Origin of the sequence: Vibrio sp. J2-4, assembly GCF_021728155.1 — a bacterium.
Classification (GTDB): domain Bacteria; phylum Pseudomonadota; class Gammaproteobacteria; order Enterobacterales; family Vibrionaceae; genus Vibrio; species Vibrio diabolicus.
Genome location: NZ_JAKKCN010000001.1, coordinates 430,892 through 445,660, shown reverse-complemented (window position 1 = coordinate 445,660; position 14,769 = coordinate 430,892). Strand labels below are relative to the sequence as shown.

Annotated in this window: 12 protein-coding genes and 2 tRNA genes; 6 read left to right on the top strand and 8 right to left on the bottom strand. The window is 43.9% G+C overall.

Features of this window, described 5'->3' with window-relative positions; all coding sequences use genetic code 11:
- Nucleotides 1-151: 151 nt before the first annotated feature.
- Nucleotides 152-895 (bottom strand): hypothetical protein, encoded by a 744-nt coding sequence (locus L3V32_RS02050; protein ID WP_046874702.1) that lies wholly within the window; start codon nucleotides 893-895, stop codon nucleotides 152-154.
- Between the two features lie 257 nt (nucleotides 896-1,152).
- On the opposite strand from L3V32_RS02050, the gene L3V32_RS02045 reads away from it, so the two are divergent.
- Nucleotides 1,153-1,455: a DNA base-flipping protein gene (locus L3V32_RS02045; RefSeq protein ID WP_005390592.1), complete on the top strand. Its 303-nt coding sequence runs from the start codon at nucleotides 1,153-1,155 to the stop codon at nucleotides 1,453-1,455.
- A 30-nt stretch (nucleotides 1,456-1,485) separates the two neighbouring features.
- Here the strand turns inward: L3V32_RS02045 and L3V32_RS02040 are convergent, their stop codons facing one another.
- Nucleotides 1,486-1,920 (bottom strand): YbaY family lipoprotein, encoded by a 435-nt coding sequence (locus L3V32_RS02040; protein ID WP_012842007.1) that lies wholly within the window; start codon nucleotides 1,918-1,920, stop codon nucleotides 1,486-1,488.
- 240 nt (nucleotides 1,921-2,160) lie between these two features.
- On the opposite strand from L3V32_RS02040, the gene tesB reads away from it, so the two are divergent.
- Nucleotides 2,161-3,021, top strand: a complete 861-nt coding sequence (gene tesB / locus L3V32_RS02035; RefSeq protein WP_170902307.1) for an acyl-CoA thioesterase II — start codon at nucleotides 2,161-2,163, stop codon at nucleotides 3,019-3,021.
- Nucleotides 3,022-3,085: 64 nt separating this feature from the next.
- Here tesB and L3V32_RS02030 read toward each other — a convergent pair whose 3' ends face one another.
- The gene (locus L3V32_RS02030; RefSeq protein WP_237283729.1) at nucleotides 3,086-6,127 is read right to left on the bottom strand and encodes a cadherin repeat domain-containing protein; all 3,042 of its coding nucleotides are present in this window, start codon (nucleotides 6,125-6,127) and stop codon (nucleotides 3,086-3,088) included.
- Nucleotides 6,128-6,588: 461 nt separating this feature from the next.
- Nucleotides 6,589-7,053 (bottom strand): Lrp/AsnC family transcriptional regulator, encoded by a 465-nt coding sequence (locus L3V32_RS02025; RefSeq protein ID WP_053807138.1) that lies wholly within the window; start codon nucleotides 7,051-7,053, stop codon nucleotides 6,589-6,591.
- A gap of 138 nt (nucleotides 7,054-7,191) precedes the next feature.
- Between L3V32_RS02025 and L3V32_RS02020 the strand changes: the two genes are divergently transcribed.
- Nucleotides 7,192-8,286, top strand: coding sequence for a PLP-dependent cysteine synthase family protein (locus L3V32_RS02020; protein WP_053807137.1), 1,095 nt, complete (start codon nucleotides 7,192-7,194; stop codon nucleotides 8,284-8,286).
- Nucleotides 8,287-8,350: 64 nt separating this feature from the next.
- On the opposite strand, the gene L3V32_RS02015 is transcribed toward L3V32_RS02020, so the two are convergent.
- Nucleotides 8,351-8,668, bottom strand: coding sequence for a DUF1244 domain-containing protein (locus L3V32_RS02015; RefSeq protein ID WP_005390574.1), 318 nt, complete (start codon nucleotides 8,666-8,668; stop codon nucleotides 8,351-8,353).
- A gap of 213 nt (nucleotides 8,669-8,881) precedes the next feature.
- On the opposite strand from L3V32_RS02015, the gene L3V32_RS02010 reads away from it, so the two are divergent.
- The gene (locus L3V32_RS02010) at nucleotides 8,882-9,457 is read left to right on the top strand and encodes a porin family protein (protein WP_237283728.1); all 576 of its coding nucleotides are present in this window, start codon (nucleotides 8,882-8,884) and stop codon (nucleotides 9,455-9,457) included.
- A 90-nt stretch (nucleotides 9,458-9,547) separates the two neighbouring features.
- On the opposite strand, the gene L3V32_RS02005 is transcribed toward L3V32_RS02010, so the two are convergent.
- The 3 genes from L3V32_RS02005 to L3V32_RS01995 all read right to left on the bottom strand — a co-directional run bounded on the left by L3V32_RS02005 (nucleotide 9,548) and on the right by L3V32_RS01995 (nucleotide 14,191).
- Nucleotides 9,548-9,745, bottom strand: a complete 198-nt coding sequence (locus L3V32_RS02005) for a type II secretion system protein (RefSeq protein ID WP_237283727.1) — start codon at nucleotides 9,743-9,745, stop codon at nucleotides 9,548-9,550.
- 223 nt (nucleotides 9,746-9,968) lie between these two features.
- Nucleotides 9,969-13,082, bottom strand: a complete 3,114-nt coding sequence (gene vmeF, locus L3V32_RS02000; protein ID WP_046874696.1) for a multidrug efflux RND transporter permease subunit VmeF — start codon at nucleotides 13,080-13,082, stop codon at nucleotides 9,969-9,971.
- Nucleotides 13,082-14,191 (bottom strand): efflux RND transporter periplasmic adaptor subunit, encoded by a 1,110-nt coding sequence (locus L3V32_RS01995; protein WP_134646979.1) that lies wholly within the window; start codon nucleotides 14,189-14,191, stop codon nucleotides 13,082-13,084. Before L3V32_RS01995 ends, vmeF begins: the two co-directional genes overlap by 1 nt.
- Before the next feature lie 284 nt (nucleotides 14,192-14,475).
- Here L3V32_RS01995 and L3V32_RS01990 point away from each other — a divergent pair.
- A tRNA-Tyr gene (locus L3V32_RS01990) sits at nucleotides 14,476-14,560 on the top strand.
- An 84-nt stretch (nucleotides 14,561-14,644) separates the two neighbouring features.
- Nucleotides 14,645-14,729, top strand: a tRNA-Tyr gene (locus tag L3V32_RS01985).
- Nucleotides 14,730-14,769: the final 40 nt, after the last annotated feature.

Sequence of the window (14,769 nt, the reverse complement as noted above, 5' to 3'; positions counted from 1 at the left end):
ACAAACTTATCTTAAATCAACCACTTATAATGTGGTTATTATTATTGGAAGTTTAGTAAATATGAAATGAAGAACATATACTAATCTTCATTTTGTTCCACAACCAATTCGATAGTCTGCCGCACGTGTCACTTTTTACCTGACGAAATACTCATAATTCTGCCTGTTCATCGCTGCTACGTAAGATATAGTCCGTCATCCAAGCCGTTCCTAACAAACAGATCCAAACAACAAAAACAGGGTTTGGTACATCTGTAGTCGGACTTACCACTAAGGCAGCAAAGCCAACGGTCGGTAATGTCCAGCACAATAGTTTACTCCAACGAATGGAGTGTTTAAGCTTCGCGAGGGTTTCCATTGAAGCCAGCATTCCTGTCACGCTCAATGCCACAAGAACGGCATATGGCAAGCCAGCAATCCATAATGGGAACAACAACAGCATCGGCCACCAGCTGTGCTTATTGGATGGGGTCCAATGTACAGCAGACCACCACATCGCCATGACCGCGACAGTTTGAACCACTGTAACCCAAGCGGATCCATCCAGCTTCCCACCTTGTTGCGTGACCATAATACCGACTTGTAGAGTAAGTACGATTAAGCCTGCGGTGAGCAGGACGCCCAACGAACTTCTACGAGAGAACACTACCATTAAAAGTGGGAAAAGGATCAAAATACCAATCGATAGCGCGATTGGTTGCATTGAGAGCGTAGCGCCAAAAGCCATCATTGCGCCCAGCAACACCAAGCCTGCAAACCCGCCTTGTGGCAAGATCCACAACGCCGGGATCATGAGTGCAAGAACGGGAATATCTCCCTCGCTCAAACTCATCGCTCGAACGCACACCACTGCGAGTAAAGTCGTAATGAAAAATTGAAGTGTCGATAAAATCATAGCGCCTCCTGGCTTCCCCACCTACTTGGTAACTCAACGGCAAAAACTGGGATTAAAAGTCGTTGAGAGGGTCTAGATTCAAGCTTAGCTTGTGTTTGTTTTATGCTTTTTAACGCTCATTAACATACGGCACGACTGAAGAGAAAATGTGATCAACAAAGGTCAATCGCGGGCAATATAAACGTTAAGAACCGTTAGCAATATACAAGTCCGATGGTTTACCATTCCTTAGTAATCCACAATAGACACTTTTGAGTATGGACCAATTTTTAGCGCAAATCTTTGCTGTAATTCACCAAATTCCAAAAGGAAAAGTCTCCACCTACGGGGAAATCGCAAAAATGGCAGGTTACCCGGGCTACGCAAGACATGTTGGTAAGGCGCTTGGTAATTTGCCAGAGGACAGCAAACTCCCGTGGTTTAGAGTGATAAATAGTCAAGGAAAAATATCCTTAAAAGGCAGTAATTTAGAACGACAAACAAAGAAATTAGAAGCCGAAGGAATTGAAGTATCTGAGATTGGAAAAATTTCGCTAAGAAAATACAAATGGCAGCCTTAGGCTGCCATTTTTTGTTCGCTGAGTTTGATATTAACGCGTACCAACTAGACGAATATCCAACTGGTGAGTTTGTGCTTCATCTGTGATTACACCGTTATGCGTATCGCTGATAAAACGCAATTTACCATCCACTTCAATACGCGCACGGACGCTGTAACGATGGTTTGGTTTGATTTCATTGTTATCGTAGTTCAGTTCAAAAGAAAGAGGAACTTGTTTACCTTCCGTTTCGAATGTCTGCTTTGCTAGTACTTTTGCTGGCGCGTCAGCCAAAGACACATCTTCTAACGCGACGGTAACCACTGCGTTTGGCGGCAGAGCAATACGCTCACGGTAAGCCACTGTACCTGTAATCGTCTTCATTGACGCCTCTGCAGATTCCATTTCTGTATTTTGAGAAGTTTGGCAACCCACTAACGCAGCCCCAAAGAGTAAAGAAGTAACAAGCAGTAGTGTTTTTTTCATATCTTCCTCGAAAAGAGTATTAAACCGGAGCAATTATAGGTGTGGAATATAAAACTGTCTGCTTCCTGTCAGTTTATTTGACAATAGTTTGACTGAGTTAGAATTTATCAAACAATTGATTTTGTTTCATAATCGGAACAATACTATTTCTAAGTTACTCAATAGTTCTTAACTATGGCACTTCACAAGAGTGAGACTGTTGAGGTAAGTTGGAGTGAAAGACAACGGTGAGGAGACACAATGAGTAAACCATTACGAGAATTGCTCAGCCTACTACAACTCGAAAAATTAGAAGAAGGCTTGTTTCGTGGCCAAAGTGAAAACCTAGGTTTGCCTCAAGTGTATGGTGGCCAAGTGATTGGGCAAGCGCTTTCTGCTGCGCGCTACACCGTTGAAGAAGCACGCGCGGTGCACTCCTTCCATAGCTATTTTTTGTACCCTGGTGATCCAGAAAAGCCCATCATTTATGATGTAGAAAACCTAAGGGATGGCCGTAGCTTCAGCACCAGACGCGTTAAGGCGATTCAAAATGGACGCCCTATTTTCTACCTAACGGCGTCTTACCATGGCGATCAACCTGGGTTTGATCATCAAAAGGAAATGCCAGACATTCCTGGCCCAGAAAACTTCGCCTCTGAGAGTGAGCTTGCTAGCCATATAGCCGAATTCCTGCCAGAGCGACTACGCAAAACATTTTGTGGTGAAAAGCCAATTGAAACCCGTCCTGTTACGGTCATCAACCCTCTAAAACCCAAAAAAGCAGAGCCTAAACAGTATCTTTGGATTCGTGCCAATGGTGAAATGCCAGAGAACCTGCTTATACATCAGTACCTGTTGGCCTATGCATCAGATTGGGGATTCCTCGTGACAGCAATGCACCCACATGAAGTGTCATTAATGACGCCAAACTTCCAAGTTGCCACCATTGACCATTCAATCTGGTTCCACCGTCCGTTCAAAATGGATGAATGGCTGTTGTACGCAATAGAAAGCCCAACAGCGAGTAATACTCGTGGGTTAGTGCGTGGCGAAATCTATAACCAGCAAGGTCATTTAGTGGCAACCGCAGTGCAAGAAGGTGTAATGCGCTATACCAAGTAACCGCTAAACCTTAAACGACAAAAGGAGTGCTCAGCACTCCTTTTTTGTGGGTATCAAACGATAATTAATTTGGTTGATACTTCATAGTAATGACCGACCATTCGTAAAGTGATTTCGGGTAACCGTATTCGCTTTTCCCGTAAACGACATTCGGGTCAGCATAGAATCCACCTTTATCCGTTGCTAAAAATTCACGCACCCCACGACGGTAAGTAATGATTGGTGCAGCCAACTCATATTCTATGTCTTCCAAATTAGAATCATCAATCACTAAGAACCGAGTCATACGGATAGTGCTACCGCTGGTGCAATACCCTGGATCATCATAACCAATTGCATTAAAAGGCTTAAGGTCATCAGCAAATAGCTCTGATGTACATCCATCGAATCGAGCAACATGCACCCATGCTGCCTTTTCTTGTCTTCGGTCATCGCTACCAACTGGCTTAAACATAAATAGCACAACCTTACCTTTACCGTGTTTTTGCAGCTCGTCATCCGTGGGTTCACGTACCGAACGCGAACCCAAGATACCAAATTCACTCTCTTCTAAATTGGCAAACTGTGGGGCACTAAGCGTGCTCACAATGACGGTTTGTTCGCTATTAAGTTGTGTGTATTTATCTGCAACACCCGACTCTGCCAAATCGACACTAACCGTGACTTTTGTTCTTGGTAACGCTTTGTAATCTCCCGATTCACTCTCAGAGATATCTAGCGCAATAGAATGGTATTGAGAATAATTGGTTAGCGTCAACTCAGCATTCGCATTGTCTAACGTAGCAAGATCTTTGCTCACAGTATCGCCAAATGAGTAAGTGCGAGTACCGACCGTTCTACCGAAATCTAAGTCAATTGCCTTGAAAGGCGTAAACTCAACGGTTTGAAGTTTCGTGGTAAGACCGGGATGATCCGCTTTATTAATGGTGCCGTTAACCAATACGGTTTTAGTTGTATAGTTACGTGCAGTTAGCGTCACTTCTAATTGGTACTCGCCTGCGTGCAAAATCTTCAAACGCCCCGTTTCAGAAGAGACTAACTCAACCACAGGATCTTTTTGGTTAATAAGACGATAGCTGGCTTTCGCCTCTCCTCCACTCATCACTGGTGAGATAATAGTACCCGCTGAAAAGTCTACCGTTGGATAAGCAATCGATACAGGGTTTGTGCCCTGTTTGATCGTGACAGAGAAACTGCTTTCACCCGGAGTAAATTTATCGTCCCCTGCATCCGATACAACAACTCTTGTGCTGCCAGCATTGAGGATGCGCATCTCGCCCGTTTTGCTGTCTAGGGAAACCACATCCGTTGCTGCATTTTCTGCAAATCGATACGAAACTTCGCCAACCGTACCAGAGATGGTCGGTTTTTGAACATAAGGCTGGCTGGTTTTCCAAGTATCTTCCACACCGGATTGCACATCAATCCGACTCGGCGCACTAAGAATATTAACGTACACTTTCTGATCTGGACCCGCAGTGTAATTCGCGCTCTCCTGTCTGCGAACTGTTAACGTCGCTTTACCCGCTTTGTAAACATAGGCACGTCCATCCGCAGTAACCTCTATAACATCTGTAGCAGTGTTATCAACGAGTTCTACATGATCGTTACTTGTACTTAAACCAAAGTCACGACGAAGATCAAAGCTATAGTCTTTGCTATACACCATTTCATAATCTTGTGTCACCATGGCTTGTCCCGCAGCTTTCGCTACTTTGATGACTACATTAAACTGAATTGGTTGATATAAATCCCCACCATCATCTTCAAACTTAAGACGATATTCACCAGCCGTCTCTACTTCTAACTTGCCATCGGTCATTCTTAAACCATCCGGTAAACTACCGACTAGGCTCACGTTGCCTTTTTGTCCTGAAAATGCCAAAGGAATTGAGAGGCTAGGCTGATAAATAAGCGACATTTCAATGTCGTTCATCACTGGATGAGGCGCGCGATTGACTTCAACATTAAAGCGAGCTTTACTTGCAGGATAATTACGCATTTCATGCTCGTAGATTTCAACTTCAGCCGTACCTACACCTTTGATCAGCAGTGCTTCACTGCTCATAGATTTAGCGATAACATCTGTGCCGCTAATAATTCGCAGTGAATAGTCGCCGCGAGCATTCGTCACCTTAGGGAAAATTCGGCCACCTTCCTCATAAGTTTTCACAACATCCGCTACGCTGATTGCTTCGCGTTGACCTTGTTTTACATCCACAACGAATTGCGCCGTTTGCTGCTTATCTAGAAAAGCATCGCTGTAAGTTGCTGTCGCTTCAACGGTTAGCTGCCCGACATTATGAACAAGGAGCACACCTGACTCAGGGTTGAGTAACTCGGCAACTTTGTTGTCTGGTTCGCTGCGAATGATTTTGTATGTGATGCTTTGCGTTTGAGCTTTATCTAAACGTGCAGGTTCTAACGTCAGCCCTTCTCTATATTCGTCTTCCAGCAAGGCGAATTGAAGTTGCCCGGATGCTACTCCATGAAGCTTCACCGTCGCGCGAACTTGCTTCGGCAGATAAAGCTCGTTACCTGAGTCAGTAATCAGTACCGACGCCTGACCAATTGAGCCTAATGAATATACCAAACCGTTCTGATCAACCCGAATCAAGTTATGACCACTTTCTACTTCATAACTCAATTCACCTTTTTGGCCACGAACGGTCAGCGCTTTCCCTTCAGATTCGATTGCATTGAAGTTTAGATCACTAACCGAAAGGTCTGTGTTAATACCTCGTTCCACAGTGATAGAAAATCGTGCTTCAGAGGATTCATAAGCAGAACTGTTATCCGTAGCCAGAATTGTTGCCGTTCCTGGACGCAAAATTTGTAGCATTCCAGAGTCATTAATTTTCACAACATTTAGCGGATTAGAGTCAATGACTTGATAAGACACCGAGCCATGTACATTGCTCAATTTTGCCTCTGTAACGGTTCCCACGCCCTCAAACTTCAATACCGTGTCTTCAGCTTTTAACTGTGGACGACTCTGCTTTGTTATCGTAGTTGGTGTCTTTGTATTGTTCGTTTTAGAGTCACCTCCACCACCACAACCAGCGAGTAAAGCCGCAAGAAAAAGCAAATAATATTTTCTGTTCATTTTTAGAAACACTTTGTCACAAATAAGTGCTAGCGATAATAATACGATGTTTTATTAATCACTATATCCATTTTTGAGTACTTTATTACTTAAGTATTTGCTACTGTATTACGCATAAAAATAAATGTTCAGAAGTGGTGACTAAAATACACAAAACAACACAAAGCAAACGTTTAAATTAAACCAATTAATTAATTTAGTAAGAATGAATATTCAACAAAAATAAAACACGAAAAATAAAGAGAAAAAATTGCGTTATTTTTTCATGCATTTTGCTGTATTAGCGCTTGGTGGAGGATAAAAAACAAACAGTTAATGCGGAAATAGAAGAGAGAATAAATATCGTTTATATTTATTCCAACCCAGTAAAAAGTAACTTAGTTAGAATAACACTGCTACCTGTTAACATTTAAAATGCTAACAGATAGAGTAACCATTAAATAAAATTCGTATAAAGCTATTTAGTTGAGAAGTGGTAACTCAGTCGTATATTTAATGGATTCCATAGCAAATGTTGAAGTCACATTAGACAGTCCCTTTACACTATTAACTAAGCGCTTATAAAACTCGTCAAAACACTTCATATCTTTCACCAGCACTTTCATCATGTAGTCATACTCGCCGGCCATACGATAAAACTCCATTACCTCGGGGAAATCACTCACTGTTGTGACAAAATGGTGATACCAATCTTCGGAGTGATCGATGGTTTTTAGCTGAACAAAAGCGATAAAAGACAGGTCGAGTTTTTCTGCACTCAGTAACGCCACGCGCTTTTCGATGTAGCCTTCTTCTTCCAACCTTTTCAAACGCTTCCAACATGGCGTTGTTGTCAGATTAACCTGCTCTGCTAACTCATTTAATGACAAGGTGCTGTCGGTTTGTAACAACGCAAGCAGCTGCTTATCGACTCGATCCAAAATCATCCTATAAAACCTACAAAGTGTAGAAAATTTTTCTATCAAAACATTAATTAACAGCAACTATAGCAAAGTTTTTCTCTCATATTATAGGTAAATTATTCCCATCTAATGCTTATCTATCGATTTCCAAGGAGAGACGCCATGTGTACTGACCACAACTGGATCAACAATGCAGTGCGTAAAATTGAAGCAGACTTTCAACGTTCTGCTGATACTCATTTATTTAAACTCGAACTGCCTTCTCTTGATGGTATCGATATCTACCTAAAAGATGAGAGCACGCACCCAACAGGCTCTCTGAAACACCGATTGGCACGCTCGTTGTTTCTTTATGCGATTTGTAACGGATGGATTGGTCCTGAAACCACAGTGATTGAAGCGTCCTCAGGCAGCACTGCCGTTTCAGAAGCGTATTTTGCTCGCTTGCTTGGCTTACCGTTCATTGCTGTGATGCCGAAAACCACCGCACGTAAAAAGATTGAACAAATTGAGTTTTACGGTGGTAAAGCGCATCTTGTAGAGCGCTCAGATCAGATTTATGACGAGTCTCGACGCTTGGCTCAAGAGTTAAATGGTCACTACATGGATCAGTTTACTTATGCTGAACGTGCGACTGACTGGCGCGGCAACAACAACATTGCGAACTCTATCTTTAGCCAAATGGAACTAGAAGATCACCCAATTCCTAATTGGGTAGTAATGAGCCCAGGAACTGGTGGTACATCCGCAACCATTGGCCGTTTTATTCGTTACCAAAAATACGACACCAAACTTTGTGTCGTAGACCCTGAAAACTCGGTGTTTTACGACGCTTTCCAGTCAGGTAATCACTCATTAAAAGGTGAAGCCGGCAGCAAAATTGAAGGCATCGGTCGACCACGTGTCGAACCAAGCTTTATTGCAGGTGTTATTGACGAGATGCGCAAAATTCCAGACGCTGCCAGTGTGGCAACTGCACATTGGGTTTCTCAGCTGATTGGGCGTAAAGTAGGCGCATCAACGGGGACGAACCTCTACGGTGTGCTTCAACTGGCCTGCGAAATGAAACAACGCGGTGAAACAGGCTCTATCGTGACACTTTTATGTGACTCTGGTGAGCGTTACTTAGATACGTATTACGACTTAGCATGGGTAAAAGAGAACATCGGAGATATTCAACCTTACCTCGCGCAACTTGAAGTCATTCAAGCGAAAGGCTGTGTTGAGCCGGCATGTTGCGGTCCAATTACCGCTTAATATGTAAATTCGAATGTAAAAAAACAGCCCGCTGATGTGCGGGCTGTTTTTTTGGAAATGAGTATTACTTTTTCTGACGCGCTTCAAACGCCGCCAATTGTTCTGGCGTTGCCGCTGGCTGATGATTTTGTTTCCATTCATCGTAAGTCATGCCGTAAACACGTTCGCGAGCGTCATCAATATCTAAATCCACACCGAGATTTTCCGCTTCAGCTTTGTACCATTTGCTAAAGCAGTTGCGACAGAAGCCCGCAAGAATCATGAGGTCGATGTTCTGCACGTCTTTATTCGCGTCTAAATGCGCCAATAAACGACGAAATGTCGCCGCGTCTAACTTATCTTGTTCTTCTTGAGTCAGGTTTTTATATTTGAATTCAGCCACTTTCCTTTCCTTCTCTCTTATTTGATTGACGTTAGTCACCATACCGAATAGTAAGTTCTCCAGCCTAGGAAGTCTGCTTTAGCGCAACAATTCCCAGTCTAAATGACTACCTTTGCGTAAAAGCTGATATGATAAACGCCATCTATCTTATTGATTAAATTAATATTAACACAACTCATTACAACGGTCTTTTACAAAGGTTATCGTCAAGTTATGAAAAACGCCATTCTATTATTGTCTGCCTTGACCATCAGTGTGCCGACTTTTGCTGCTCAAGAACAAACTCATCAATCTTATTTTTATCTGGGTACTGGTAACGTCAGTTTTGATACACCCTATTTTGGCTCAGACAGAGACAATGAGTGGTCCACACCACATATCACTGTTGGTTGGGGCTATCATGTTAATCAATACCTTGCGTTTGAAGGTGTGCTTCGCTATTCCCAAAACGAACTTAAGAACGACAAACTGAAAACAGATTTGGATTTGCACTATTACCAAGCGGGTATGTCAGCTGTATTGACCAGTGATAACCTTGGCGATACGCCACTTTCTTTGTTTGGCCGCGTGACCGCGTTAGGGACTCAGGCAGAAATGTACGTTCCAAACCAACAAAAAGTCACCGATGATTCAGGAGCACTATTCAACATCGGTGCTGGTGTCCATTGGGATATGAGCAAAGACATCTGGTTGCGCGCAGAGTACATCTATAATGTCGCAGATATGGGCTTTGAAGATTTTTACGACAGCTACGAAGGTGTGCAAGTTAGCTTAGGGAAACGCTTCTAACATTAGGTAGCACCAAGTTAGCAGAATTGAAATACAAACAAGCCGAGGTTTTTACCTCGGCTTGTTTTACAATCTACGGAGTGTCATCAGTTACTGAGCGGAGAACTTTTCTGTTGTCTCTTGATTCACATGGCTACTTGGTTGACCGGTATCGAGAGAGTGTAAAATGCCATCTTGACGATCTTTTAGTGCATTCGTTAACGTCGGAAGTGCAGTGGTCGCTAACAACGCCAAAACACCCGCAACTAAAACCATTTCTACCATGTAACTACCACGTACTTTTTTCAAGAGAACACCTCAAATAATAATAGGTATATGCTGCTTTCCCGGCATGACACCTAACAAGACCCGACATTCAGTCAAATACGATGAGCGAGTCCTGTGCCCCTCGAAGAAGTGGCGAAATAATAAACAAAAATAATCATTAGATCTATAAGTAATCACTCTCAATATAAAAAAACACCGAACAAAAGTTGTTCGGTGTTTTCAATCAAAGCTTTACGTACAGCGGCTAAGGATGAGCAATACGGCCTTTTGTATCGTGGCTGAGTGCTTTGTTCAATTCTGCTTCTACATGACCTGGCGCCTGTGTTTTCGCCGAAATCAATCGGTACATAGCCGGGATGACAAATAAGGTCACCAATGTTGCAAATCCCATCCCGAAAAAGATCACGGTACCCACAGCAATACGACTCTCATAACCTGCCCCTGTCGAAACGATCAGTGGGATGGCACCAGCAAGCGTGGTAAATGCTGTCATCAAGATCGGGCGTAGACGTCGCGCAGCTGCATCAATAACCGCTTTTTCGAATTCAACACCACGGTCTCGCAACTGGTTGGCAAATTCGACAATCAAAATGCCGTTTTTCGTCACCATGCCGATCAACATGATCATGCCAATCTGGCTGTAAATGTTCATGCCTTGCCCCATCACAACCAAGCCAAGGAAGCCACCAAATACGCCCATCGGCACCGTAAACATCACCACTAACGGGTTCACGAAGCTTTCAAACTGAGCCGCCAACACGAGATACGCCACAAGCAATGCCAACGCAAACACGACAGCAACACTCGCTTGGTTCTCTTTAAAGTCTTTTGACTCGCCAGAATAACTCACCGAGATGTCACCTGGTAAGTTGTCTATCGCTTGTTGATCAAGGTAATTCAGCGCGTCTCCTAATGTGTAGCCTTCTGACAGATTAGCCGTAATAGTGATGGATTTCTGTTTGTTGTAGTGAGATAGACGAATAGAAGCTGCCACTTCTTCAATTTTAGTGACCGCGTCTAACGTCACTAACTGCCCACTATTGGTTCGCAGATAAATCTGGCTTAAATCCGCAGCATTATTAAAGCTGTTTTCATCACCACGAAGATACACATCATACTCTTCGCCACGCTCAACATAAGTCGTCTCACTTTTACCACCAAGCATGATTTCTAGCGTATCAGAAATGTCTTTGACACTGACCCCTAGTTCTGCGGCGCGCTGTCTGTCGACCGTAACCAATAGCTCTGGCGTTTTCTCTGAGTAATCGATCTCTGCGCCTTCCATCATTGGCGATTCTTCTGCTTTGTTTTTCAACATTTCAGCCCAGACGAGAAGTTCATCGTAATCAGAGCCACCTAATACAAACTGAACAGGCTCACTCGAACCACCTTGGAAACCAGGCATGAATGGGAACACTCGAACATCAGGTATGCCAGCCAGTGCGCCACGCACTTTGTTAAGCGCTTCCTGAGCTGTTACATCTCGCTCATTCCAGTCTTCTAGAATCATGATAACAAAGCCGGTTTGGTCGCCTGCCTGTCCACCAAATGCAGGCGTTTGGATACTAAACGACTTCAGATACCCTTGCCCGAGTAATGGCATCAATCGGTCTTCAACAATGTCCATATTGGCTGACATACGATTGTATGACGTGGCATCAGCCCCGCGTACAAACGCAAACATCACGCCGCGATCTTCTTGAGGGGTCAACTGGGCTGGCACTTGGTTCATCAAGAAGTAACTGCCGCCCAAACACGCCAAAATCACCAGCGGTGCAGCCCAACGCATTTTCAATGCGCCTTTCAATAATGAGCGGTAACCACTCTCAAGTTTACTAAATAGGCGATCGACCACTTGATTAAATCGATTTGGTTTTACATTCGCCTTCAAAATCTGACTACCCAATACAGGAGTTAATGTTAGGGCGATCAAAGACGAGAAAATTACTGACATCGCCAACAAGACAGAAAACTCAGTAAATAGCAGACCTACCATGCCATCCATAAAAGAAATCGGCAGGAATACCATCACCAGCACTAGCGTTGTCGCGATAACGGCAAAGCCTACTTCCCGCGTGCCTTTATAGGCCGCAAGCAAAGGCGATTCACCACGTTCGATATGGTGGAAGATGTTTTCAACAACCACAATCGCGTCATCCACTACCAAGCCAATAGACAGGATCAATGCCATCAAGGTAATTAAGTTGATAGAAAAGCCAAAGTAATAAGCGGCAATGAATGAGGAAATCAGCGATACCGGAACCGTAACCGCTGGGATCAAGGTTGCACGAGCTTGACCAATGAAGATGTACAACACCAAAATAACCAAACCGCCCGTAATAAATAGCGTGCTATATACCTCTTCTATCGAGCGCTCGATAAACACCGTCGCATCGTAGTCGATAGCAAGCCGCGTTCCTTCCGGCAAGAACTTCTGGATGTTATCAACTTCAGCTCGAACTAATTTTGCTACTTCTAACGGGTTCGCATCAGACTGAGGAACAACCCCCAAACTAACATTGACAACGCCATCGCTTTTAAAGGTCGAGTTTTCGTTTTCTGCACCGATAAAAACATCAGCGACATCTTTCAAATAGATAGGCGTGTTGTCGCTTGCCCTTTTAATCACGAGGTACTGAAAATCTTCCGGCGTGTTATAGCTACGCGCTGTCCGTACCGACATGACTGTCGAGTCATTACGAACTTCACCACCCGGACTTTCTAAGTTTTCACTTCGCAGTGCCGATGTAATGTCCGAAGCCGTGACTGAGCGCCCCGCCATCAGCTCTGGCTTAAGCTTCACGTACATCACCTTGTACAAACCACCAGAGAGATCAATGGAGCTCACCCCAGAGATCAAGCTAAAGCGATCCATCAGTACACGTTCTGCATAATCCGTCAATTGAGTGCGGTCCATCTCTGCAGAGCTGAGGTTAATATAGAGGGAGGCCTGACCTGAACCGTTATTCTTGTAGACAATTGGATCGTCCGCTTCATCAGGTAGCGAACGTTGAGCGCGAGCCACCGCATCGCGAACATCACTAACACCCGTATTGAGATCGTAGCCTAGCTCAAAAGTGATCGTAATACGCGAACTGCTGTTTCGCGTCGTCGAACTGATCTCATCGATTCCGCTGATGCCTGAAAGCTGATCTTCTAATACAGACGTAATTTGACTCTCGATGATCGTCGCGGAAGCGCCCTCGTAACGCGTACTAATGGAAACGACCGGACTTTCAATGTCCGGCATTTCTCGCACCGCTAGTTTCGTAAAGGATACAAAGCCAAATACACACAGCAGCATACTCAATACCAACGCTGCGACTGGGCGTTTTACAGAAACGTCAGAAAGTAACATTAGTTTGCTTCCTTAGCCGCTTCGTCTTGCGTGCTTTGAACACCTTGATTACCAGTTGCGTTAGCTGTTTTTGACTTTCCTGGTGCGACAATTTCCTTAACTTCAACACCATCTCGCATATTAACGATGCCCTGTACAACAATTTTGTCGCCAACTTCAACGCCTGATTCAATAACGACTTCGTTATCGACACGAGCACCGAGAATGACTTCTTGTCGAGTCGCTTTATTGTTGTCATCGATGACGTATACGTAACGCTTGGTGCCAGAGTATTCTAGTGCTTGAACCGGGATAATTGGCGCTTCAATCGCAGGGAAGGCCAATGATGCATTCATTAACATGCCCGGCTTTAAGCGGTTTTCAGGGTTCTCAAACTCAATACGCACACGCAGGTTCAGCGTTTCTGAGCTAATCCGCGTATCAATGCCTGTGACTTGACCAGTAAACGTCTGTTCACCCCATGCACTGGTTTTGGCAATGACTTCCATACCAATAGAAAGCATCGATAAATAGCGCTCCGGTACTTGTAAATCCAGCTCCATGACGGAAAGGTCATCCAAGGTCAACAGCTCTGTACCCGCGCTAACCATTTTACCGCGACTAAAGTCAATGAAACCAACAGTGCCAGAGAATGGAGCCGTAATATGAAGATCGGCCAAATTTGCTTGAGCGGCGTCCAGCCTTGCTTGTGCGATTTCAACACTTGCTTTTTGTGCGTCGATCTCAGTTTGGGTGATAGCATTTCGCTTAACCAAACGTTGAAACTCTTTTAGCTTACGTTGTTCATCTTTAAGGTACGCCTTTGCCTCAATCAAAGCGGCTTGAGCCTTATCATCATCCAACTTGATTAACAGCTGACCTTGTTGGACATTTTGATTCGCTTTAACAGCGATTTGATTCACTTTGCCGGCGACTTCCGATGCAACAACCACAGACTCCGCCGCTTCTAATTTACCGATAAGCGATAAGGATTGATTGATCTCGTGCGTTTCTACTTGCTCAGTTACGACGGTAACTGCTGAGCCTCGCATAGCTGCGAAAGCTGATGGAGAACTCATTAATATAGAAAGCGTTAAAACAGATAACGATAACGTGGCTTTCATGCTCATGATATTGACTTCTAAACGAATAAACTTATGTCATTAAACTGCTTACATTTTATCAGTAGATACGTGGTTTAACGTCAAGTAGTGTAAATTCAAGTAAAAAGAGCGTTTCTCTTCTGTTCAAAGGACACACAAAACGCTGACTTTCTACCATCTTTGCCCAAAAAGACAGCATTCAACGTAAAAACGCAAGAAAAACGCTTTACAGCCTGAGCGAGTTTGCTATGATTCGCTCCGCACTTGGGAGATGAGTTGGGAAAACATCTTACTAAGTATAAAAATCCTCTGGAGGGGTTCCCGAGTGGCCAAAGGGAGCAGACTGTAAATCTGCCGGCACTGCCTTCGATGGTTCGAATCCGTCCCCCTCCACCATATTCTTTCTTGTGTTTTTCCTTTAAACATAAGAACAACTTGGAAGCTAGGTTGGGAAACTATCTTTTAAGTATAAAACACCCTGGAGGGGTTCCCGAGTGGCCAAAGGGAGCAGACTGTAAATCTGCCGGCACTGCCTTCGATGGTTCGAATCCGTCCCCCTCCACCATATTCTTTCTTGTGTTTTTCCTTTAAACATAAGAACAACT

What these genes read in the sequence shown, in the direction of transcription:
- L3V32_RS02050 (WP_046874702.1), bottom strand. Translation starts at nt 895, where the DNA reads ATGATTTTATCGACACTTCAATTTTTCATTACGACTTTACTCGCAGTG.
- L3V32_RS02045 (WP_005390592.1), top strand. Translation starts at nt 1,153, where the DNA reads ATGGACCAATTTTTAGCGCAAATCTTTGCTGTAATTCACCAAATTCCA.
- L3V32_RS02040 (WP_012842007.1), bottom strand. Translation starts at nt 1,920, where the DNA reads ATGAAAAAAACACTACTGCTTGTTACTTCTTTACTCTTTGGGGCTGCG.
- tesB (WP_170902307.1), top strand. Translation starts at nt 2,161, where the DNA reads ATGAGTAAACCATTACGAGAATTGCTCAGCCTACTACAACTCGAAAAA.
- L3V32_RS02030 (WP_237283729.1), bottom strand. Translation starts at nt 6,127, where the DNA reads ATGAACAGAAAATATTATTTGCTTTTTCTTGCGGCTTTACTCGCTGGT.
- L3V32_RS02025 (WP_053807138.1), bottom strand. Translation starts at nt 7,053, where the DNA reads ATGATTTTGGATCGAGTCGATAAGCAGCTGCTTGCGTTGTTACAAACC.
- L3V32_RS02020 (WP_053807137.1), top strand. Translation starts at nt 7,192, where the DNA reads ATGTGTACTGACCACAACTGGATCAACAATGCAGTGCGTAAAATTGAA.
- L3V32_RS02010 (WP_237283728.1), top strand. Translation starts at nt 8,882, where the DNA reads ATGAAAAACGCCATTCTATTATTGTCTGCCTTGACCATCAGTGTGCCG.
- vmeF (WP_046874696.1), bottom strand. Translation starts at nt 13,082, where the DNA reads ATGTTACTTTCTGACGTTTCTGTAAAACGCCCAGTCGCAGCGTTGGTA.
- L3V32_RS01995 (WP_134646979.1), bottom strand. Translation starts at nt 14,191, where the DNA reads ATGAGCATGAAAGCCACGTTATCGTTATCTGTTTTAACGCTTTCTATA.